The sequence below is a fragment of the Gordonia sp. JH63 genome, assembly GCF_009856645.1.
GTDB classification, from domain to species: Bacteria; Actinomycetota; Actinomycetes; order Mycobacteriales; family Mycobacteriaceae; genus Gordonia; species Gordonia hongkongensis.
Map to the genome: position 1 here is coordinate 3157966 of NZ_CP047235.1, position 22585 is coordinate 3180550.

Below are 22585 nucleotides of genomic sequence, written 5' to 3' on the forward strand. Positions count from 1 at the left end.
CGGAAGACACCGGGTCGTAGCCCCGCCGCGCACCCACCCACGGGGCGCCACAAGAATGCCTCACTGGACCAGGCCGAGACTCGCCGGCCGGCCACACCCGAGGGATACGCCCTCAACAGCCAACGCGCCCACATCGCTACCTGAACAGACGCGTCTTCACCGCAAAGTTGCGGTAGGCGACGTCGCGGTGGCACAGCTTCTCCACCTCGAAGGACTGCCGACCTTGGGCCCCGGTTAGGCGGCACGACGGCTCCGCCGGTCTTAAGTATTGCCCACGCTATTGAGGCGACGGTTTCGACGACCGGTCAGGATCTCGGCGACAGCCATTTCCGCATACTGGGCGGCATCCGAAGATCGTTGATCGCCGATCCGGACGATAACCCCTCGCCCCCAACATCTATCGCCGTTCCGGCCACGCCAGTCCGCTCGGCGCCTGGATTTGGAAACAACCCCGCTCCGAAATGCGTCCCAGGTTCGGGCGTAATCCAAACTGGAGTGACTCGATCCAACCACTGGCCACGACATGCGCACAGCCAACGGAATGGACGCACAGTGGACGAAAAACACTGCACAGTCGATGAATTCACGGTTCTCGGCTTGTGGAATTCCCTCGAAATCGAACGCATGTTCCGGTATCTTGGAGTCATGCCAGAGCTTGCCACTCTCCTCGATCAGCTCATCGACACCACACCGCCCGCCGACGACCCAACCGGCACAGCGACATTCGACGCGTTGAACACACTGCGGCTTATGCGTAACACCATCGACCATCAGATCGTTACGCACACAGCACAACTCGACGACCTTGGCGTCGCTCGGAAAGCCGGCAGTACCACCAAGAAGATGCTGATCGAGTCAGGCCATGCGCCGACCGCCGCCGACCGCACCATGCGAAGTGTCGACGCCCTGCGGGCGTTGCCAACACTGGCGCGTCACGCCGCCGACGGGCGACTATCCAGTGAGCTGGTCGACGCCATCGTGCGCGGCATGAACGTGATCGAGAAGCGCTGTCACGACAGCCTTTCCGATGACGATCGCTCGCGATACGAACTCGAACTCATCGCCCAAGCACTGTCGGGCGCGACACCGACAGAAGTGCTCAAGCATGCCCGAGCCACCGGCAACACGCTGGTCGAAGACACCGAGGCCGGCCTCCCCGCCGCCGATGACCCATCTCTGAACTCGGTCAACGCCTACACCACCGACGACGGCCGCGTCGAAGTCCGTGCCGACCTCACCCAGGTGGTCGGTGAGAAGTTCATGGCGATGATCGACGAACGGTCCTGTCCGCGGCGCGAACCCGACGGCACCGAGGATCGACGCACCGCCGAGCAACGCCGCGCCGACGCTTTCGAGTTGATCCTCGATCAAGCAGCGATCGGCGCGACCATCGACACCGTCGGAAGCCCACGCACGCAACTGATGCTGACGATCCCCGCGACCGGAGACCTGGCGTCGCTGCCGTGGACCGGGCCGGTCAGCCATGCCACCGCGAAACAAGCGTCGTGCGACGGCTCGCTGACGGAGATCATTCTCGACGCTGAGGGCGTACCGCTACAGATGGGCCACACCCACCGCTTGTTCCCGGCGCACCTGCGCAAAGCAATGCTCGTCCGCGACGCCTGCTGCATCAAATGCGGTGCGCCACCGTCACATACACAGGTCCACCACGTCACCCATTGGGCCGACGGCGGCGCCACCGACCTCGACAACGGGTGTCTGCTGTGCCAGCGCTGCCACACCCAGGTCCACCACCACGGCTGGGACATCGTCATGGGATTCGACCGGCACCCCTGGCTCGTCCCACCCACCTCGATCGACCCGCACCGCCGACCACTACCCGCCTACAACCGCCGCACCATGCGCCTCGACGACGCCGCCTGACCGGCCGTCCGACAACCACTTTCGCGTAGCACCCTCCGCACCCGGGCCATACCCGGGACCGCATCCGTACTTTGACAACTCCACAGCGGAACACGACCGACCCGCTCCCACTCGGCCATTCGAGCGGGAGCGGGTTCCGGGCAGCCGAACCCGACGTCGACGTTGATCACTGAACAGACCTCGGTCGAGCACCATGACGGCGGCAGTCGCACAGGCAACAGCCTCACGGCGCGGTTCGTGACCACGTAGGCATGCGCGAACCCGCGCCGAACTCCAGAACACAAGAACTGCCGCACGCGTCGGCGAGCAACCTTCCTGCCGCCCAGGTCCTCGTCGTGCGTCCCCGCAGCGTTGCTTCTTTACAAATCGACGTCACTGTCTAGACAACGGACATTGTCGCAGTTAATGTCTAGTGGCGTAGAACACAGCCCGCCCAGACAGGAGCGCGTATGAGTACCGCACCGACCCCGTTCACCGCGGATGACTCCGCCGCCGAGTGGAAGGACCGCAAACGCCATCTTTGGCTGCTCGGCCTGATCCCACCGACGTCGATCTTTCTCGCAATGGGTCTCGTCGCCGGCTTCAATGCGATCGGCCATGGTTTCGACGTCGTGTCGCCGGTGTGGTGGTGGATCGGGCCGCTACTCGTCTACGTCCTGCTCCCGATCCTCGACGTGTTCTTCGGGCCCGACGGATCGAATCCGCCCGAAGAGCTGATGGAGCAGCTGGAGAACGACAAGTACTACCGCTACTGCACGTACGTGTACATCCCGTTCCAGCTCGCGAGTCTCGTGATGGCCTGCTACCTGTGGACGGCCGACGACCTCAGTTGGCTCGGCATCGACGGCGGGCTCGGGCTCGCGTCGAAGATCGGGCTGGCGCTGTCGATCGGCGCGATGGGCGGGATCGGAATCAACACCGCTCACGAACTGGGGCACAAGAAGGACGATCTGGAACGCTGGTTGTCGAAGATCACTCTCGCCCAGACGTTTTACGGTCACTTTTACATCGAGCACAACCGTGGGCACCACGTGCGGGTCGCGACGCCCGAAGATCCGGCCAGCTCCCGTTTCGGAGAGTCGTTCTGGCGCTTCCTCCCCCGTAGCGTCTGCGGAAGCCTCACGTCCTCCGTCGAACTCGAGCGCAAACGCCTCGAGCGGGCGGGCAAGCCCTTCTGGCATCCGAGCAACGACGTCCTCAACGCATGGGCGATGTCGATCGTGCTGTGGGGGGCGCTCACCGCGATCTTCGGCTGGGAGATCCTCCCCTTCCTCGTGATCCAGGCCGTCTACGGTTTCTCACTGCTGGAGACCGTGAACTACCTCGAGCACTACGGTCTACTCCGCCAGAAGACGCGGACCGGCCGCTACGAGCGGTGCACGCCCGAGCACAGCTGGAACTCCGACCACATCTGCACCAACATCTTCCTGTACCACCTCCAGCGCCACAGCGATCACCATGCGAACCCCACCCGGAGGTACCAGACGCTGCGCAGCTTCGACGGCGCGCCCAACCTGCCGAGCGGATACGCGAGCATGATCACGCTCGCCTACTTCCCGCCGATCTGGCGGCGGGTGATGGACAAGCGGGTGCTCGACCACTACGACGGAGACGTCGAACGGATCAACATCGCACCGCACCGCCGCGAACGCGTCCTGGCCGAGCACGGGGTGTCGCCGCGATGAGCACCTTCCGTTGTCCGGTCTGCGATTACGTCTACGACGAGACCGTCGGCGCTCCCCGGGAGGGATTCCCGCCCGGCACGCCCTGGGCCACGATTCCCGACGACTGGCCGTGCCCCGACTGCGGCGTGCGGGAGAAGATCGACTTCCTCGGCGCCGGGAGCGAAGCGAGCGGGCCGGATGATCTCGGCGCCGGGAGCGAAGCGAGCGGGCCGAATGACCCCAGCGGCGCCGAGAGCGAAGCGAGCGGGCCGGATGAAATCAGCGAAGGGAACTCTGTGCGATGAACTTCAAGCTCTTCCGTTGTGAGGTCTGCGGTTTCGAGTACGACGAAGAGCTCGGCTGGCCGGAGGACGGCATCGAGCCGGGCACCCGCTGGGCCGACATCCCCGACGACTGGAGCTGCCCGGACTGCGGTGCTGCCAAGGCCGATTTCGAGATGGTCGAGGTGGCCCGTCCGTGAGCGCCGGCACCACCCGGGGCGGTTCGGTGGTGATCGTCGGCACCGGCGTAGCCGGCATCACGGCTGCGGAGTCGCTGCGTTCCAACGGTTTCGACGGAACAATCACCGTGTTCGGGGACGAGCCACAACTCCCCTACCGACGAACGGCGCTGAGCAAGAACCTCGTCGACGGCGACCTGACGGACGCCAAGATCACGCTCCGTCCGCCCGGGTACTGGTCGGATCGGGGCATCGAGATCGTGACCTCGACGCGCGTCGCCGACGTCGACACCTCGTCGCGGCGGGTCTGCCTCGCCGACTCCTCCCAAGTGGATTACGACGCGCTGGTCCTGGCCACCGGAGGGCGTGCCCGGCGACTCCCCGGCACGACGTCGTCCCCGCTCGCCCTGCGCACCCGGCACGACGCGGCCGAGCTCCGGCACGCGATCCAGGACGGGCCGGTGATCGTTCTCGGCGGCGGACTGATCGGACTGGAGATCGCCGGAGCCTTGGCGTCGACCGGAGACGGTTCGCGCGTCACCGTCATCGAGCGCGAGACGTCGCTGTTGTCACGGGTCGTTCCGGCAACGGTGGCCGAGGCGGTGGCGACCCTGCACCGGGAACGCGGGGTGCAGATCCTCACCGGCGTGGTGCCCACAACGATCACCGCCGAGTCCGTGACGTTGGCGGACGGGCGGACCTTGACCGGAACGGTGATCAGCGCGATCGGAATGAAGCCCGATCTCGAATTGCCGCGCAGCGCAGGGATTCCCGTCGATGCGGCCGGGATCGTCGTCGACGATTCGCTGCGAACCGGGGTCCCCGGCGTCTACGCGGCCGGCGACGTCGCGGCGCGGCCCCATCCGTTGACGGGCGCACCGATGCGTGCCGAGCAGTGGCTCACCGCGACCGAGCACGGCAGACTGGTCGCCATGACGATCGCCGCCGACCTCGGGCTGGACACCGGCATCAGCACTGCGGTACCGCGTGTGCCACTGGCCTGGACGATGCAGTACACGACCAACATCCAGATCGTCGGGTGGCCGACATCGGGAGATCGTGTGGAGGTCGACCTGGACGACTCCTGCTCTGTCGTGCGGGCTTTCGCCGGAAGTCGTCTCGTCGGCGCGGTCTGCCTGGGCAGGGGCGGCTCGGGACGATCCCTGCGCGCCGAGATCGAGTCATCTCTTCAGCCGGTCGGTGCGCACGGATGACGACTCGCAACTATGCGCAGGACAGCAAAGCCCTGCTGCACAATTCGCTGCTCGACGGACTGCACGACCTGCTGCTGGACCGGGACTGGGCGGCGGTGCGCATGTCCGATGTCGCCGCCGCGACGGGGGTCAGCCGCCAGACCGTCTACAACGAGTTCGGCTCCCGTTACGGCCTCGCGCAGGGCTACGCGGTGCGGTTGGCGGGCCGTTTCGCCGGCCATGTCGCAGATTCCTTGGCGAGTTCCGTCGACGACGTCACCGAGGCCCTGCACAAGGGGTTCGGTGAATTCTTCGCCGGAGTCGCCACCGACCCGCTGATCGCCTCGCTGCTGTCCGGCGAGGCCAAACCCGATCTGATGAAGCTGATCACCACCGATGCGGCACCGATCATCACCACGGCCGCCGACCGGCTGGCCGAGGCCTTCCGCGAGTCCGAGTGGCTGTCGATGCCGGAGTCCGACGTCGTGCGGATCTCGCGCGCGATCACCAGGATGGCGCTGAGTTACATCGCGATGCCCCCGGAGGGCGATCGCGACGTCGCATCCGACCTCGCCGAGGTCATCGCCCCCGCCATCGAGGCGGCCCGCACGCGGGTGTGACGTCAGCGCCGCAGCAGGTTCCGCGTGCCTCGACGGATCACCGCGCGGTAGATGCGGTCGATCGTGCCGATCCGCGCGTCCTCCGGGTCCACGAGTTCGTTCTCCGCGATGAGGGACTCCTCGCCGTCGATCGTCTCGTGATCGAAAGCCTCGAGTGTCCGGCCCGGGCCGGTCAGCCGATCGACCGCCCCGACGAGTGAGTTCTCCTGTGCCAGAGCATCGTCGAACACCTCGTGGTCGACGCCCAGATGCTCGGACAACAACCGCGTGCGCATGGACAGGATCGTCTCGCTCAGGTCGCCGTCGGCAGGGTCGTTCGGATCGGCCTCGATGGCGACGTCACACTCGCTGTCGAATCCGAGCGACCGGTTGTTGAGGTTCGAGGATCCGATGCGCAGGAGGACGTCGTCGACGATGAGCACCTTGGCGTGCACGTAGATCGGGTCCCCCTCGGCCGTCACGGGGTAGAAGGCGCGGAATCTGTCGTACTTGTCGGCGCGCCACAGGAGTTGCAGCAATTTGTGCCGCGCACCGTCCATGGCGAGCCGTTCCACCGGACTGTCCGCATGCCTCGGCAGCACCAGGACGATCTCGGGCCCGTCGGGCTCGGCGAGTCGTTCCGCCAGCGCGTCCGCGACCTCGCGCGCCGCCAGGTACTGGCTCTCGATGTAGATCGTGCGGCGGGCCGCGGCGAAGGCCGCACGGTACAGGCGCCGGATCTCCTCGACCTGGGGCCGGTCGTCGTACTGCGGAATCGTCCGGGCCACCGCGACGTCGCAGTCGGTGAACGTGACGTCGAGATCCGTCGGCCAGATGTCGGGGCCGTCGGTGTCGACGAGGGGTTTGAGGCTCTCGCCGGTGGCGGCCTCCCACCGGTCGAGCGCGACAGACGCGACCACGCGCGCGGCGTCGCCGTCGAGGGCGACCGTGACGTCATGCCAGGGCCCATGCGGCCGGTCATCGGGATCCCGGCGAAACTCGTTGTGCGACAGATGTTCCGAAGTGTCCCACCGGTTCACCGTCATGTCGATGCCGCCACAGAACGCGAACTGGTCGTCGATCACCGCGATCTTCTGATGATGCGCGGCGGAGACGGGGTGGGCGGCGTCGATCCGGTAGTGCAGACGACGGCCGGTGAGCAGATCCTGGACGAAGGGCGGCGCGACTCCGCGCAGGATTCCGGTGAACGCGCCGGTGCTCCAGCGCAGGACGTGGATCTCCAGTTCCGGACGGTTGTCGATGAGCCACCTCAGGAAGTCACCGAGCACGTCGGGGACCTCGTCGTCGGCGGTCCGCGGATCGAGCCGGATCCGGGTGTCCACGTCCCAACCGATGAGGACGATGCGGCGCCGGGCCTGCAGCAACGCCGACTTCGCGTGCAGGAAGTAGTCCGCCGCGTCGACGATGCATGCGACGCGGTCGGCGGTCGCGATCTCCCGGCACGTGTCCCCGGCACGCAGGATCGGCTCGTGATCTGACTCGTCCACCGCGTTCGCTCCTTGAATCGCCTTGGCCCCCCGACCGGCGCCCATTGTGCCAAGCGCGCATGTCGCCCGCGCGGGCGAGGCGCCGGGCGAACGTCGGCGGGGACGAGGAACGAGGCGCGGCCACGGACGATGCCTACACTCGTCGAGGTGAGCGCCGACACGACTGCCGACCGACCCGCAGACGGTGCGGGCATGCGCCCGGTGCGTCGACGCGGTCGGCGGACGGTGATCGCCGCGGCGCTGGTCGTGATCGTCGTCGCGGGCGTCGGTCTCGTCGCATGGCGGGCCGTACCCGAACGGTGGTTGCCCTGGGACACCGCCGAGTTCCCGCAGATCGACGCCGCGGAACTCACGCCGGCCCAGCGACGCGTCGTCGAGGCGGTGCGCCACGAACACACCGCTCAGCGTCCCGGGACGTTCTACTCCGAGGGCGTCGACGAACCGTGGTGCGCGAACTTCGTGAGCTGGATCATGCGGACGGCCGGCAATCCGCTGGTCAACCCCCACTCCGGTCACTGGCGCATCCCCGGGGTGTACACGCTGCAGGAATACTACGAGGCCGCCGGTCGGTTCGACGCGGTCGGCGAGCAACCGCCCCGAGTGGGCGACGTCGTGCTCTACGACCGGTCGTCGGGATTCGGACAGCACACCAACATCGTCGTCGCAGTCGATGGTGAGTCCGCCGTCACCGTGGGGGGCAACGAGATGGGCCGCATCCGGGTGCATTCGCTGGACTGGCGCTCCGACGGCGGTGTCGTCGGATTCGGCCGCGGATTGCCGGGGTGACGATGACAGACTTCACCGGGTTCCCGGAGGCCGCCCTCGACTTCTACGACGATCTGGAGATCGACAACTCCAAGGTGTTCTGGGAGGCCCACAAGGCCACCTACCGTGCCGCGGTGGCCGAACCCATCCGCGCCCTGACCGACGCGCTGGCCGACGAGTTCGGCCCGGCCAAGATCTTCCGACCGCACCGCGATGTCCGGTTCTCGAAGGACAAAGCGCCGTACAAGACCCATCAGGGCGCGTTCGTCGCCGTGGCCCCGGCCACCGGGTACTACGTGCAGATCGGCGCACCGGGTGTTCGCGTCGGCGCGGGCTTCTACGAGGCCACCCCGGCCCGGCTCGCCGAGATTCGGAAGTCCATCGACCACGACCGCAGCGGACCCAAGCTCGAGAGCCTGCTCCGGCGGCTCACGGGGGACGGCTGGGAGATCGCCGGGGACCGGCTGAAGACCGCACCTCGCGGGTACGACGTCGCCCACCCGCGAATCGAACTGCTCCGCCACCGATCGCTGTCGGTGGGTCGGGACTACGGATTCGACGAGATCATCCATTCCGCGGAACTCGTCGATCGGGTGCGGCGGGACTGGCGGGCGACGGTCCCGTTCGTCGAGTGGATCGCGGCCCGCACCGGTAGCTGAGAGCCCGCACCGACCGGTTCGCGCGCCACATGGAAACGATCAGACGGCGACTTCGACGGTTGGCGCGCGCGTGCAACGGGAGGCGGGTGATACTGGTCGCCGACCGCGTCCGAGATCCGAGGACGATCACAGGCACCCGGGTGGACCTCCGATGACGATCCGAGTTTGTGACCCCGATGCCCGAGGAGCACCGATGACCGACACCGTCCACTACGGGCACATCTTCCATCTCGCCGGCAGTCCCGCGATCACCGAGGCGGTGGACGCGCTGGTATCGATACCCGACGGAGCTCTGGTGGTCGGCGACGACGGCACGATCAAGTTCGCCGGCGAGAGATCCGAGCTCCCTTCCGAATTCGCGAGCGCGGAGGCGCACGAGCACCCGAGCGGGTATCTCATCCCGGGCTTCGTCGACACCCACATCCACTTCCCGCAGACCTACGCCGGCGACTCCTACGGCGGCGGGCAACTGCTCGAATGGCTCAATCTGTGCATCTTCCCGTCCGAATCCAAGTTCGCCGACCACGAATTCGCCCAGGCCGCCGCGGTCGAGTTCACCAGGCGACGGGTCGCCGCGGGTACGACGGCGATGATGGTGTTCGGTTCCGCCTTCCCCCACGCCCAGGATTCCCTGTTCACCGAGACCCAGAAGGCCGGGCTGCGTATCGTGGCCGGCCGCGGCATCCAGACCGTCGGCGGTGACACCGCCAAGCCGCTGCTGACCTCGGAGGAGGAGGCGATCCGCCTCACCCGGGCCGAGATCGACAAGTGGCATGCCGCCGACACCGGCGACTACCGGACGGCGCTGCTCCACGTCGCGATCGTCCCGCGGTTCTCTCTCTCGGTGACCACCGAGACGCTGAAGAACCTCGGTGACCTCTACGACGAATACCGCGAGCAGGGCGTCTACGTCCACAGCCACCTCAACGAGAACAACCGTCCCGGCACCGGAGAGGTGGACACCACCAAGGAGGTGTACCAGGTCGACTCCTACCTCGACACCTATGACGGGAAGTTCCTGCCCGGATCGCAGGTCGGCGGCAAGAGCCTGCTCGGTCCGCGGACCATCCTCGCGCACTGCGTGCACTGCCAGGACGCCGAACTCGCGCGCATGGCCGAAACCGGTACCTCGATCTCGCATTGTCCGGTGTCTCAGTTGTTCCTCGGATCCGGCACGATGCCGTGGAAGCGCACCGTGGCGGCGGGTGTGAACATCTCCGCCGGAACCGATTTCGGCGGCGGCGACGAATGGCTCGTCCCGCGCGTACTCGGAGATGCCTTCAAACAGCACATCACCGAGCCCGGAGACGCCGGGGTGTCGATGCACCCTGCCGAGATGCTGTTCATCGGGACCGTCGGCGGGGCCCGGGCACTCGACATGGAGAACCGTTTCGGCAACTTCGATGAGGGCAAGGAAGCCGACTTCCTGGTCATCGAACCCGTGGACGCCCTGAAGTCCACGCTGGAGAACGCCGTCCGGTCCGACGATGCCGATCTCGCCCGCGACCAGACCCTGTTCGGCCTGCTGATGGGCCTGCGCGAGTCGTCCATCGCCGAGGTCTACGTCCAGGGGCGTCGGGTCACCGTCTGACCGGCAGCCCATGAATCGGCGACCCGAGGACACGACGATCGTCACCACCCACGACGCCACAGGCACCGCGATCATCGCGGTGTCGGTCTTCCACGCCGGCGACACCGGCGATTTCGCGGAGTGGGCCGCGACACTCGCCGCGTCGGCCACCGACTCCGACGGCTGTCTGGGTGTCGCGATCTCGGCGGTGACCGACGGACATTTCGACCCGGCGGTCGCCACCACCTTCGTCGACGAGGACGCCCTGGACCGTTGGCTCGACAGCTCGGGTCACCGCGCGGCGCTCGATGCCGGACGAGCGCGCGGTTGGCTACCGGCGACGCCCGTGCTCGAACTCGTCGACGGGCGGTCGCCCCCGCCCGGTGTCGGCGCGTTCCGGCACGACATCGTCACCGGAGCGGTGCCCGAATTCATTGCGGCACAACACGTGTTGACCAACTCGGCGAGCGAGTTCGGCGGTTACGAGGGCACCGCGCTGTTCGTCGATGCGCAGCAGGAGACATCGCTGTCGGTGTTGCGGTTCCGCACGGACCGTCAGCTGGCGTCCTGGGTCTCGTCGAGCCGACGCAGCGAAGCGCTCGCCGGGTTGCGTTCGAGCCTGACCCATGATTTCGAAACGATGGCCAGTACGACGGCCTTCGGCACCACGGTGCGCACCGATCGCGGCCGGATTCTGCAGACACCGAATTGGAAGTCGGCGATGATGGTGCTGCTGGTCCTGTACCCGACCGTGATGACCCTCTCCAGGTTCCTCGGCCCGACACTCGATCGTCTCGGTGCGGAGCCGTGGCTGGCACTGTGGCTGAGCCAGGTGGTCAGCGTCTCGCTCATGCAGTGGTGGCTGATGCCATGGGCCTCGCGCCCGTTCCGGCGGTGGCTCGATCCGGTCGACGGAAGCAACTGGCGGAGCAACATCGCGGGAGCGGCTACGGTCCTGCTCCTCTACCTCCTGTGTCTGACGGTGTTCGCCAACGTGACGTGGCTCCAGTTCTGGGACTACGCCGACGCCTGATCTCGGCTCACCCCACGATCCCGTCGACGTACAGCCAGCGGCCGTTCGCTCGGAGGAAGCGACTGCGCTCGTGCAGCGATCCACGCTCCGCACCTCGCCGATAGTGGGCCGTGAACGTGACCTCTCCCTCGACCTCGAACAGTGAACCGCCACTACTCGACTCGATGTCGAGGCGGTACCAACGCATCGACTCGTCCAGATCGAGTGCGGCGGGGCGGGTGTCGGGATGCCAGCTCGCGAGCAGATGATTCCGATCGCCGAGCGCGAAAGCGGTGAAACGCGAACGCATCAACGTCTCTGCGGTCGGCGCGGCCCGCTCACCGGCGAGAACGGGACCGCAGCAGTCGCCGAGCGACAAGCCGGACGTGCACGGGCATCTCTCGGGGACGTCCCGCATTTCCGAACCGCGTTTCACCCCTCGATCGTAGGGTAGACAGGAGTGGCGGCCCGCCCGGGCTGCGGACCCACCGCGGACTATGCCCAGATGTTCTCACGATTGGAGCGATTACCTTGTCGGACAATGTGTATCGAGTCATCGAAGTGGTCGGATCGTCATCGACCGGCACCGACGACGCCATTCGTAACGCGATCGCTCGTGCCTCGCAGACCGTCAAGCATCTCGATTGGTTCGAGGTCACCGAGACCCGCGGCCACATCGAGGAAGGTCAGATCGCGCACTTCCAGGTCACGCTGAAGATCGGTTTCACGCTCGAGTCCTCTGCCGACGCGGCACAGTGACACGCGACCTCACCGCCGTGAGTTCGCGGCGGTGAGGAACGCACCGATCTCGGCCCCGACGGTGCGAGGAGACGCCCGCGTTCGGCATGCGCCCGGTCGGGTCCGAACCTAGACTTCGGGGGATCATGACGCGCACTCAGCTCCTCCCCGGCCGGTCGATCCGATGAAGTACAGACAGACGATCGCCGGCACCACCTATGAGTTCGACGGCCTCGTCGAACTCATGGCGAAGGCCACCCCACGCCGATCCGGCGATGAACTTTCTGGTTGCGCCGCCGACTCCGACGCCGAACGTGCCGCGGCCACATGGCAACTCGCCGATGTGCCACTCAGCCGATTTCTCGACCAGCCGCTGGTGCCGTACGAGTCCGACGAGGTGACCCGACTGATCGTCGACACCCATGACCGGACCGCGTTCGCCGAGATCGCCGACCTGACCGTCGGCGGGTTCCGGGACTGGCTGCTGGAGATCGCCACCCGATCCGATGCCGGTGAACGGCTCGCCCGCGTCGGCCCCGGACTGACCCCCGAGATGGTGGCCGCCGCGTCGAAGATCATGAGGAACCAGGACCTGATCCTGGTGGCGGCGGCGACCAGGGTGACGTCCGCCTTTCGCACGACCATCGGACTGCCCGGCCGAATCGCGACGCGCCTACAGCCCAACCACCCCACCGACGACCCACGCGGCATCGCCGCGGCGACCCTCGACGGCCTGCTCATGGGCTGCGGCGACGCGGTCATCGGGATCAACCCGGCGTCGGACTCGCCGCGGGCGACCGCCGACCTGCTCCACATGCTCGATGACATCCGGCAGCGTTTCGAGATCCCGATGCAGTCGTGCGTGCTGTCGCACGTGACGACCACGGTTGACCTCATCGAGCAGGGGGTGCCGGTCGATCTCGTGTTCCAGTCCATCGCGGGCACCGAGGGCGCCAACAAGGGGTTCGGCGTCACCTTGGACATCTTGCGCGAGGCCGACGAGGCGGGCCGGTCGCTGCGCCGCGGAACCGTCGGCGACAACGTGATGTACCTGGAGACCGGTCAGGGATCGGCGCTCTCGGCCGGTTCGCATCTCGGCACCGGCGGCAAGCCGGTCGACCAGCAGACCCTGGAGACGCGGGCCTACGCGGTGGCGCGGATGCTGAAACCGTTGTTGATCAACACCGTCGTCGGCTTCATCGGACCCGAATATCTCTACGACGGCAAACAGATCATCCGCGCGGGACTCGAAGATCACTTCTGCGGCAAGCTGCTCGGGCTCCCGATGGGTGTCGACGTCTGCTACACCAATCACGCCGAGGCCGACCAGGACGACATGGACACGCTGCTCACCCTGCTCGGCGTCGCCGGCGCCGCGTTCGTCATCGCCGTGCCCGGGGCGGACGACGTGATGCTCGGTTATCAGAGCCTGTCGTTTCACGACGCCCTCTATGTCCGTGAGGCACTCGGACTGCGGCCCGCGCCGGAGTTCGAATCCTGGCTGGCGCGTCTCGGCATGACCGACGGCGCCGGTCGCATCCTGCCGGTCGATCCGGGCGAATCCCCACTCCTGCCACTGGCGTCCGGGCGATGACGCCGACCCAGCCCGCACCCGCGGACGATCAGCCGACCCCGGACCCCTGGACCGAGCTGCGCCGGAGCACACAGGCCCGGATCGGACTCGGACGCGCGGGCAATTCGCTTCCGTCGCAACGAGTTCTCGAGTTCCAGTCCGCTCACGCAGTCGCCCGCGACGCCGTCCACGAGCCGCTCGACGTCGAGGATCTCACGCGCGCGATCGGCGAACTCGACCTCGATCCCCCGATCGTGGTCCGGAGTCGCGCGGCAACGCGCAGCGAGTACCTGCGCCGACCCGACCTCGGCCGGCTACCCGAAGATCTCTCGCAGCTCCCGCACGCCGACGCCGAGATCGGGATCGTGCTGGCCGACGGACTGTCACCGCGGGCCCTCACCGATCACGGCGGCGGCCTGGTCGCGGCACTGTTACGTCAATTCGACGGCCGGTACTCGATCGCGCCGCCGGTCATCGCGACCGAGGCCCGCGTCGCCCTCGGTGATCACATCGGCGAGGCGCTCGGCGTCAGCACGCTCATCGTGATCATCGGCGAGCGTCCCGGCCTCTCGGTCGCCGACAGCCTGGGCGTCTATCTCACCCACCTCCCCCGGCCGGGACGCGCCGACTCCGACCGGAACTGCATCTCGAACATCCACCCGCCCGACGGTCTGCACTACGACGTCGCCGCACGGACGACTGCCGCGCTCATCGACGGCGCCCGGAAACTCGGACGATCCGGTGTCGCACTGAAGGACATGTCGCGCACGGACGCCCTCGCGCAGATCGACGACGCGGAGGCACTCCCGCACGAGTCGTGAGTGCGTTTCACTCCCTGAGGTGCGAGCGAAGCGAGCCTCCTTCTGCTCGCTGATCCGAAAGGACGACACAACCATTGCTCCCTGAGGTGCGAGGAGCGCAAGCGACGAGATGGTCCTATAGATTGTCAAGCGCTCCGAGGTCGGTGGTGAAGGCTTTGTAGAGTTCGCGGGCGACGTAGCGTTTGAGGCATCGGATGATTTCTTTCTTCGTTTTCTCGTTCTCGCGGCGGGTGAGGTAGGCGCGGGTGGGGGCGTGGGATTTGATGCGTCCGACGACGATCATGTGCAGCGCGCTGTTGGCGCCACGGTCACCGCCACGGTTGAGGCGGTGACGCACGGTCTTACCTGAGGAGGCCGGCAACGGCGCGACGCCGACGAGTTTGGCGAACGTCGCTTCGGTACGCATCCGCTGGGCGTTCTGCCCGATCGTGATCAGCAACCGCGCGGCAGTGATCGGACCGACCTGAGGGAGCGCCAGCACCGTCGGCACCAACGCCTTCAACAACGTCTTCAACTCGCGGGTCAGCGTGGTGACCTCCCGGTGGGTCTGCCGATACCGCCCGGCAATGGACTTCGCCGCGAACACGAACGCTGCACGCGGGTCGGTCAACGACGCCGGGGCCGTCCACGATTCGACCAGTGCGAGTCGCTGCGGGGTGGTGGTGCGGGTTTTGAGTTGGTCAGCGAATTCATCGGGTGCGGTGGTGCACAGATCACGTAGCTGGTCACCGAGTTGGGTGCGGTGATCGACCGCCATTCTCCTTGCCACATACAGCATTCGGATCGATTCGGTGACACCTGAGGTGTCTTTGGCGTGGCCGCTGGCCCGACCGGTGAGCACCGCCATCGCCGCGGCGTAGGCATCGAGTTGATCGGACTTGCCGTGGGCTCGCCGCGCCCGCACATCCGGGGCGTTGATCTCGATCACCTCGACACCGTTCGCGGTCAATTCCCGGGCTAGTCCGGCACCGTAGGAGGCACTGGATTCGACCCCGGCCTGCTCGAGGCGGCCGTGGGTGCGGGCCCACTCCAGCAGCTGCCGGTAGCCGGCGGCGGTGGCCGAGAATTCCTGATCGGCCAACGGCTGGCCGAGGGTGTCGATGATCGCTGCGTGATGGGTTTGTTGGTGGGTGTCGACTCCGAGTACGACCACTTGCATATCCACTGCGGTCTCGGTCATTCTGGCGATGTCTCCTTCACTGCGGTGTTGGATGACCTCGCCGGGGCGGGTGGACACGACAGTGAGGAGTCACGGGCTCACGCCCGAACACGGCCCTTATTAGGTCACACCCGCCCAGGCCTCTCCAAGGTCGTTTGCGGCGGTGATCACCGGCGGAATGAGGTCGACAGATCTCGTCCATGACACAAGGTCAGCCACGAAGCAGGTCAGACCTCACCCCCGACGATCACCACACCCATTCTCACTGCCACGAAGGGTTTGACGACGCATCTCACCAAGACCCTTCGTGACGGCCTCCGCAAGCTCCGGCCTCCTCAGGGAGCAGTAATTGGGCCCGCTCCGAGCACAACGAGTTCGTTCCAGTCCACGACGGCCGCCAGGTGCAGCTACTGAGGTGCGAGCGAAGCGAGCCTCGAAGGACTCCATACGTGTCTCACCCGGCCCTTCGTGGCTCGTCGCTAACGCTCCTCGCACCTCAGCGACCAGTTGGGTCTGTGCTTCTTTCGGATCAGGGAGCGGAGGGGTCAGGTCCCGAGGATCTTCGCCTTCTGTGCGGCGAACTCGGCCTCGGTGAGGATGCCCTGCTGGTACAGGGCTCCGAGCTCCTTCAGCGCCGAGATGGTGTCCGTCGGAGTCGATGCGGGCGCCTGCTGCTGAGGCGGCGGGGCGTACTGGGGTTGTGCGTACTGTTGTTGTGCCCGTGGGTCCTGGGCAGCGGCACCCTGCTGAGCCCATCGGCTCGCCTGGCGTCGGGACACCCGGTTGCTCACCGCCGTCGCGGTGCCGGAGATGACGGCGGTGCGGGCGACGCCGCGGAGAAGTCCTGGCATGGTCTGTCCTTTCGAGGTTTCAGGTCGGTGGTCGCAGTGCGCTACGCGGTCGGAGCGGCCGGCGCCGCCTCGTCGGCCGCATCGAGTTGGGCGAGCAGTGCGTTCACCGGTATCCGGCCCGAAGCGACGAGCTGTCCGCCGCCCTTTCGGACGGCGGTGGCGAACGGAGCAGCCCATGCGTTCTCCCAGACGAGGACGGCCGCGCTCGACCCCGGATCGATCACCGTGGCCGCCTCCGCGAGGTCGGAGTCGTCGAGCAGGGAGGTCGCCGCGCCGTCGAAGATCGCGAAATCAGCGCCGAGCGAGTTGATCTCGAGCCGGGCGACCGTACCGTCGGCGTCCTTGGTGATGAAGACGATGTCGATCAGTCGCACGATCCCGCGGTCGATCAGATCGATGAGATGTGGAAGTGCCTCACCGGTCGGCTGCTTGCCCGTCCACTCGACCACGATGTAGTCGATGGGTCCGAGTTCGCGGTCAGCCGTCTGGTCGACACCTGCTTGGTCGTCCAATTCCTTCTCCCTGTCTCGTGCCGTCGATGTGACCGTCTGGCAGCGGGCCCCGGTCACGGCCTCAGATCCACCACCGAACGTCCCGGTTGCGCCTCGTAAAGTTCGCCGATCTCACTGGCGTACTTGGTCGCAATCGGCTTGCGGCGCAACTTCATCGTGGGGGTGAGCTCGTCGCCGCCGGGATCCCAGGCGGTCGGCACGATGGTAAATCGTTTGACCTGCTCCACGCGGGACAGTGACCGATTTCCGGTACGGATGGCCACCGCCACCTCGTCCACCACGTCGGGGTGCGAGGACAACTCGGTCAGGTCGGCACCGGACAGGTCGAGTCGCTTGGCCCGCGCGGCCGCCGCATCCGGGTCGAGAACCACGAGCGCGGACACATAGGGCCGGCCGTCGCCGATCGCCGCGACCTGACCGATCAGCGACGACGCCGCCTTCATCGCGTTCTCGATGTTGGTGGGCGACATGTTCTTCCCGGACTCGTTGATCATCAGTTCCTTCTTGCGGTCGACGATGGTCACGTTGCCGTCACCGTCGATCGTCGCGATATCACCGGTCGACAGCCAGCCGTCGGCATCGATCGTCTCGGCCGTCTTGTCGGGCTGTTTGCGGTAGCCGCGCATCACGACCGGTCCGCGGACGAGGAGCTCTCCGTCGTCGGCCAGTCTCACCTCCATGCCGCGGACCGGTTTGCCGACGGTTCCGATCCGGAGGTTGTCGCTGGTCGTCATCGTCGAGACGCCGGTGGTCTCCGACATCCCCCAGACCTCGAGAACCGGGATACCGAGTCCCAGGAAGAATTTCAGCACCTCCGGTGGGATCGCGGCCGCACCCGATCCGGCGAAGGAGACCTGGTCGAGGCCCAGCGCGGTACGGACCTTGTGCAGCACCAGGCGGTCGGCGAGACCGTGTGTGAGACCACCGGAGCCCTTGCCGTCGATCTGGGCCTGCGCCGCCGAGGCTCCGGCGCGGAACGCCCAGTCGGCGAGCGCCTTCTTGACCGGGCTGGACTCCTCGGCGAGCTTCGCCTCGATCCCCGCTCGGATCTTCTGCCACACCCGCGGCACCCCGAAGAAGAACGTCGGGTGCACGTCGGGAAGGGCCGCGGCGATCTCCCGGGGATCGGGCACCGTGGTGATCTGGATGCCGCGCATCATGTTCGCGGCGTGGGAGGAGACCCGGTCGGCGATGTGCGCTGGGGTAGATACGAGATGGCCCGGTCGTCGAAGCCCGCCTGAACGATCTCGGCGAGCGCCGTCATCTCGGCGACGATGTTGCGATGGGTGATCTCGACGCCCTTCGGCGGGCCGGTGGTGCCCGAGGTGTAGATCAGGGTCGCGAGGTCCTCGGGTTCCACCGCCTGCCACGTCGCGGTGTAGTCGAATCCGGCCGGCGGCGGAGACTGTTCGAGATCGGCCAGCGACAACGCGCCCGTCGCGACGCCGTCGACGACGATCGTGGTGGACACCCCGGTCGCCGCGGTGGTGATCGCGGGCAGGAACACCTGCTCGGTGACGACGACGGAGTTCTCCGCGTTGCCGAAGAGGTACTCGATCTGTTGGGGCGAACTGGTGTTGTAGATCGAGAAGGGAACCGCGCCGAGGTGCAGCGCCGCGGCGTCGACGAGGTGGAACTCGGGGCGGTTTGTCAGCATGATCCCGACGGTGTCGCCGCGCTTGACCCCCAGGGCCGCGAGCCCGCCGGCGATGGCTTCGACGCGCGCGGCGTACTCCGCCCACGTGATCTCCTGCAGCCCACCGACCGTACGGATGGCGACGGCGTCGGGCCGTACGGTGACCGTCTGCTGGAACGCGGCGGGCAGCGTCGCCACTGCGACACCGGTCTGATGGGGGAAGGTGATGGTCTCTGCAGCGGTCATGACAGTCCTCGACTGGCCGAAGTGATGTGTTGCACGTCACATTAGCCAGTTCGGGCGCGCGTCACGGCCGGTTCCGGTGAATGGTGAACTGTTGACAAAAACCCCAGATCAGGACCGTTTGTCGAGCGAAGGACGCTCGGTCAGCGACTCGAGATTCCAGGCGCCGCCACCGGTCAGTTCAAGCAGGTCGGTGTGATGCTGGTCGGTGGTGCTGCGGTGACTCACCGACACCAGGATCGTCTCCGGCAGCTCCGTGCGGACGAGCGAGTACAGCGAGTACTCCAGCCCCTCGTCCACAGCCGAGGTCGCCTCGTCCATGAACACGGCCTGCGGCCGGGTCAACAGGATGCGCGCGAAGGCGATGCGCTGCTGCTCGCCCGGGGAGAGCACCTTGACCCAGTCCTCCTCGTCGTGGAGCCGGTCTGCCAGATGCGGGAGGAAGACCTTCTCGAGCGCCGCCTTGATGGCCTCGTCACCGACGTCGTCGGGCAGTGCCGGGTAGGCGACCGCCGTGCGCAGATCCCCCAGCGGGATGTAGGGCATCTGCGACAGGAACAGCGTGTGCTCCCCCGGCGGCCGGGTGAACTCGCCGTCGATGAAGGGCCACAGTCCGGCGAGGCCGCGGAGCAGTGTCGTCTTGCCCGAGCCCGACCGCCCTTTGACGACGAGAGCGGCCCCGGGTGCCAGGGACAGGTTGAGCGCGCTGATGAGTTCGTCGCCGCTCGGGGTCTTCACGTCGACGTCCGACAGAGCGACTGCGCGTTCGCGATCCACGGTCGTGACCTGGGCCATGGTCCGCGACCGTGCATCGGCGTCGGCGAGACCGTCGAGACGGATGATCGACGCGCGCAGAGCGGTGAAATCGTCGTAGGCGTTCCGGAAGAACGAGAGTGCGTCGTGCATCTCGCCGAAGGCGGACGCCGTCTGAGTCATGTCACCGAGCTTGATCTGACCGTCGAAGAACCGCGGTGCCTGCACGAGAAGTGGGAACACCACCGCGAGCTGCGACGCGCTGAAGTTCCATCCGACGAACGCCAGCTGCACATGGATGATCTGCCAGAAGTTCTTCACGACCGCACGGAATCGAGTCATCAGGTTGTTGTGTTCGACGCGCTCGCCGCTGTAGAAGGCGACGTTCTCCGCGCTGTCACGGACGCGGACGAGTGCGTAGCGGAAGTTCGCGGTGAGGCGTTCGCGCCAGAAGTTCAGTCGGATCAGCGGGCGTCCGATGGCGAACGCGACCACGCTGGCGACGAGAACGTAGACCAGGACCAGCCACATCATCATGCGCGGGATCTCGACCCCGAACAGCGTGACCGGCCCGGACAGGTCCCAGAGCACGACCGAGAACGACACGATGGACGCACACGCCGGGAGCACACCGTTCGTCGAGACCCCACCGCCGCCCCAGAACAACGACGAGCCGACGGTGGCGATGTTGGTGATGTCGGCCTCGATACGCTGGTCCGGGTTGTCGACCCCGGGGTGGATGTCGACGGCCCGTCGCTGCGGATCCGACTTACCGCGCCCGAATCGTCTGCGCCGCAACAGTCCCGCGCTGAGGTCGACGAACCGGTTGCGGTAGAAGGCACGGCCGGACATCCAGTCGGCGGTCGCCCCTTCGGTCAGCCAGTAGCGGAGCCGGATCTCGAAAGCCGCACCGACATAGATCTCGACCATGGTGCGGACGACGTGAGTGGCGGCGAGGATGCCGAAGATCGTGATCGAATGCCAGAACGCGTCTTTGCCGATCTGGAGCATCTCCGCTCCCTGCGGCCCGCCCGTCGCGATCCCCTCGGCCGCGGTCTGCAGGGACGTGTACAGGTCGTTGCTCCAGTAGCTGAACAGGACGCTCAGCCGCACACCGAGCAACGACAGCAGGGTGAGCACGACGACCAGCGCCCACGCCCAGACCCGGGTTCTCGGGTCGGTGAAGAACCCCCCGATCACCCGCCACAGCGGGCCGCCCCACCGGCTGAACCGCGACAGCAGATATCCGATCACCAGGATGGCCACGGCCGAGATCGCGAACGCGATGGCCAACCACTTCAGACTGGCCCACACCTCGTTGCCCCAGTCGATGCTGTACTCCACGCACACTCCTCGCGTCGGATGGCCCGGCGGCGGGCATCACGGTCGACAAACCCCGGTCGATCGCAGCGAGGGCCCCGTCGCCACAACGGGTCCGGGCCTCAACGATGATCCGGCGCAGTTTAACCCGGCGTTCACCCGGTGTCCGGGCAACCGCGTCGACGGAGCGCCGACCGGTCGCCGGGAGCGCGGAATGTCGGTTTTGCCGAGAGGTTCTGGTGACGTCAACCCAGCGGGCGCAACACCGCACCCTGCTGGAGCGCCGCGGTGGAGACCGACTCCGAGAAGCGACCGTCGGCATCGCCGACGCTGACGAGATAGCCCGCGTCGGTGTAGTCCACACCGCTGACCTCGAAGGTGAGCTGACAACCGTCGTCGCTGCGGAGGAACACCGACAGCGTGGTGGTGGCGACCTCCCCGCCGGCCGCGTCGTACAGGACGACCGGTGCGCCGCGGGCCAACGTGCCGCCGTCTGGGAGCGCGGCGTTCTCGGTCCGACAATCCGCAACGACCCCACCCTTGGCGGTGAACGTCGGGGTGGTCATCAGGCCGGCGACGACCGCGACACCCACGATGACCGCGAAGACGATCAACGCGACTGCGGTCGCGACGATGACCGGGACCCGCGTGCGCCGCTGCCATGTCCGGCGCGGCAGCGGCGGGCCGGGGTCCAGCCACATCTCGGGTGCGGGGCCGTACCCCGGGGTCATCGACCCGCCCGTGCCGCGATCCATGAGCTCCCCCTGCAGACCCGTGCGGTCACTTCTTGGGCGGGAAGTACTTGATGAGCGCTTCTTGCACGACCGACGTCGCGAGAGTGCCGTCGCGCATCCAGAACCGGCCCGATCCCATCCCGCGTGACCCGGTGGCGACCGGCGACCGGGTGGCGTACAGCAGCCAGTCGTCGAACCGGAACTCGCGGTGGAACCACATCGAGTGATTGACAGTCGCGGCGAACAACCGGTCCATGCCCCAGGAGAGGCCGTGGGTGGTGATGATCGAGTCCAGCACCGTGGTGTCGGAGGCGTAACACATTGCGGCGACGTGCATCACGGGGTCGTCGGGCATCGTGCCGTCGGCCTTCATCCACACCCGGTTGTCGGTCAGCTTCTCCCCCGCCTCCTTCGCCTTCCAGCTCGGATCGTTCGCGAAACGGATGTCGATGGGGTGCAACGCGTTCACGAAGGCCGCGATACGGTCCTCGTAACCCTTGAAATGCTCACCGAGAGTGGGCAGTTCCTCCGGATAGGGCACCTGGGGGATCTCCACTGCGTGCTCGAGCCCAGAAGTGTTGTCCTGGAACGCGACCAGCATCGTGAAGATCTCTTCGCCGTCCTGCTTGGCCGTCACCTGACGATTGGCGAACGACCTGCCGTCGCGGAACCGGTCGACGTGGTACTCCAACGGTTTGGTGACATCGCCACCACGGATGAAGTGCGCGTGCAGCGCGTGGATCGGCGGGTTGCCCCGACTCAGGCTCCGGGCCGCCGCGACGACCCCCTGGCCGAGCAGCTGACCGCCGAACGTCCGGGCGGTGACCTGCTCGGGATGGTGCCCGATGAACAGGTCGTCACCCTGACGTTCGACGTCGAGCAACGCGAGTAGCTTGCCGAGATCCCCGGCCTGGTCCACGGTCATGCCTCA

At 66.9% G+C, this 22585-nt stretch carries 20 protein-coding genes and 2 pseudogenes; 13 read left to right on the forward strand and 9 right to left on the reverse strand.

The genetic code is table 11. The annotated features are described in order from the left end of the window. The first annotated feature begins 624 nt into the window (after nucleotides 1–624). The 6 genes and pseudogenes from GR168_RS14025 (at nucleotide 625) to GR168_RS14050 (ending at nucleotide 5821) form a co-directional block, all read left to right on the forward strand. Nucleotides 625–1884 carry an HNH endonuclease signature motif containing protein gene (locus GR168_RS14025; RefSeq protein WP_159370998.1) on the forward strand — a complete coding sequence of 420 codons (1260 nt, stop codon included), beginning with the start codon at nucleotides 625–627 and terminating at the stop codon, nucleotides 1882–1884. A 449-nt stretch (nucleotides 1885–2333) separates the two neighbouring features. Beyond that, on the forward strand, nucleotides 2334–3569 hold the full coding sequence (locus GR168_RS14030; RefSeq protein ID WP_159370999.1) for an alkane 1-monooxygenase: 1236 nt from the start codon (nucleotides 2334–2336) through the stop codon (nucleotides 3567–3569). After that, nucleotides 3566–3715, forward strand: a pseudogene (locus tag GR168_RS14035) (rubredoxin); the annotation flags it as partial. The gene GR168_RS14030 and the pseudogene GR168_RS14035, both read left to right, overlap by 4 nt. Nucleotides 3716–3849: 134 nt before the next feature. After that, on the forward strand, nucleotides 3850–4029 hold the full coding sequence (locus GR168_RS14040; RefSeq protein WP_058251790.1) for a rubredoxin: 180 nt from the start codon (nucleotides 3850–3852) through the stop codon (nucleotides 4027–4029). Continuing rightward, complete coding sequence (locus tag GR168_RS14045) at nucleotides 4026–5222, forward strand: FAD-dependent oxidoreductase (protein ID WP_159371000.1); 1197 nt, start codon at nucleotides 4026–4028, stop codon at nucleotides 5220–5222. The genes GR168_RS14040 and GR168_RS14045 overlap by 4 nt, the downstream gene beginning before the upstream one ends. Further along, nucleotides 5219–5821: a TetR family transcriptional regulator gene (locus tag GR168_RS14050; RefSeq protein ID WP_065632366.1), complete on the forward strand. Its 603-nt coding sequence runs from the start codon at nucleotides 5219–5221 to the stop codon at nucleotides 5819–5821. The genes GR168_RS14045 and GR168_RS14050 overlap by 4 nt, the downstream gene beginning before the upstream one ends. A gap of 2 nt (nucleotides 5822–5823) precedes the next feature. On the opposite strand, the gene GR168_RS14055 is transcribed toward GR168_RS14050, so the two are convergent. Continuing rightward, nucleotides 5824–7308, reverse strand: a complete 1485-nt coding sequence (locus GR168_RS14055) for a phospholipase D-like domain-containing protein (RefSeq protein ID WP_159371001.1) — start codon at nucleotides 7306–7308, stop codon at nucleotides 5824–5826. 192 nt (nucleotides 7309–7500) lie between these two features. On the opposite strand from GR168_RS14055, the gene GR168_RS14060 reads away from it, so the two are divergent. The 4 genes from GR168_RS14060 (at nucleotide 7501) to GR168_RS14075 (ending at nucleotide 11335) form a co-directional block, all read left to right on the forward strand. Next, complete coding sequence (locus tag GR168_RS14060) at nucleotides 7501–8094, forward strand: CHAP domain-containing protein (RefSeq protein ID WP_065632408.1); 594 nt, start codon at nucleotides 7501–7503, stop codon at nucleotides 8092–8094. 2 nt (nucleotides 8095–8096) lie between these two features. Next, entirely contained in the window at nucleotides 8097–8732 is a 636-nt protein-coding gene (locus tag GR168_RS14065) for a DUF2461 domain-containing protein (RefSeq protein WP_159371002.1), read from the forward strand. Nucleotides 8733–8925: 193 nt separating this feature from the next. Beyond that, nucleotides 8926–10323, forward strand: coding sequence for an amidohydrolase family protein (locus GR168_RS14070; RefSeq protein WP_159371003.1), 1398 nt, complete (start codon nucleotides 8926–8928; stop codon nucleotides 10321–10323). Nucleotides 10324–10402: 79 nt separating this feature from the next. Beyond that, nucleotides 10403–11335: an antibiotic biosynthesis monooxygenase gene (locus GR168_RS14075; RefSeq protein ID WP_159371934.1), complete on the forward strand. Its 933-nt coding sequence runs from the start codon at nucleotides 10403–10405 to the stop codon at nucleotides 11333–11335. A 7-nt stretch (nucleotides 11336–11342) separates the two neighbouring features. Here the strand turns inward: GR168_RS14075 and GR168_RS14080 are convergent, their stop codons facing one another. Beyond that, on the reverse strand, nucleotides 11343–11732 hold the full coding sequence (locus GR168_RS14080; protein WP_159371935.1) for a YchJ family protein: 390 nt from the start codon (nucleotides 11730–11732) through the stop codon (nucleotides 11343–11345). 113 nt (nucleotides 11733–11845) lie between these two features. Between GR168_RS14080 and GR168_RS14085 the strand changes: the two genes are divergently transcribed. From GR168_RS14085 to eutC, 3 genes are all read left to right on the forward strand, one after another. Next, nucleotides 11846–12073: a dodecin gene (locus tag GR168_RS14085; RefSeq protein ID WP_065632361.1), complete on the forward strand. Its 228-nt coding sequence runs from the start codon at nucleotides 11846–11848 to the stop codon at nucleotides 12071–12073. A 163-nt stretch (nucleotides 12074–12236) separates the two neighbouring features. Then, nucleotides 12237–13646 (forward strand): ethanolamine ammonia-lyase subunit EutB, encoded by a 1410-nt coding sequence (locus GR168_RS14090; RefSeq protein WP_159371004.1) that lies wholly within the window; start codon nucleotides 12237–12239, stop codon nucleotides 13644–13646. After that, a complete protein-coding gene (gene eutC / locus GR168_RS14095; RefSeq protein ID WP_065632359.1) occupies nucleotides 13643–14446 on the forward strand; it encodes an ethanolamine ammonia-lyase subunit EutC in 804 nt (267 codons plus the stop codon). The genes GR168_RS14090 and eutC overlap by 4 nt, the downstream gene beginning before the upstream one ends. A gap of 115 nt (nucleotides 14447–14561) precedes the next feature. Here eutC and GR168_RS14100 read toward each other — a convergent pair whose 3' ends face one another. From GR168_RS14100 to GR168_RS14130, 7 genes and pseudogenes are all read right to left on the reverse strand, one after another. Beyond that, complete coding sequence (locus GR168_RS14100) at nucleotides 14562–15626, reverse strand: IS110 family transposase (protein WP_203235857.1); 1065 nt, start codon at nucleotides 15624–15626, stop codon at nucleotides 14562–14564. Nucleotides 15627–16150: 524 nt separating this feature from the next. Continuing rightward, nucleotides 16151–16456, reverse strand: coding sequence for an SHOCT domain-containing protein (locus GR168_RS14105; RefSeq protein ID WP_065632358.1), 306 nt, complete (start codon nucleotides 16454–16456; stop codon nucleotides 16151–16153). Nucleotides 16457–16497: 41 nt separating this feature from the next. Then, complete coding sequence (locus GR168_RS14110) at nucleotides 16498–16968, reverse strand: DUF6325 family protein (protein ID WP_065632357.1); 471 nt, start codon at nucleotides 16966–16968, stop codon at nucleotides 16498–16500. 53 nt (nucleotides 16969–17021) lie between these two features. After that, a pseudogene (locus tag GR168_RS14115) lies at nucleotides 17022–18850 on the reverse strand (long-chain fatty acid--CoA ligase). A gap of 108 nt (nucleotides 18851–18958) precedes the next feature. After that, nucleotides 18959–20944, reverse strand: coding sequence for an ABC transporter ATP-binding protein/permease (locus tag GR168_RS14120; protein WP_065632355.1), 1986 nt, complete (start codon nucleotides 20942–20944; stop codon nucleotides 18959–18961). Nucleotides 20945–21165: 221 nt separating this feature from the next. Further along, complete coding sequence (locus tag GR168_RS14125; RefSeq protein WP_238994903.1) at nucleotides 21166–21675, reverse strand: hypothetical protein; 510 nt, start codon at nucleotides 21673–21675, stop codon at nucleotides 21166–21168. Between the two features lie 25 nt (nucleotides 21676–21700). After that, on the reverse strand, nucleotides 21701–22579 hold the full coding sequence (locus tag GR168_RS14130; protein WP_065632354.1) for an acyl-CoA thioesterase II: 879 nt from the start codon (nucleotides 22577–22579) through the stop codon (nucleotides 21701–21703). Nucleotides 22580–22585: the final 6 nt, after the last annotated feature.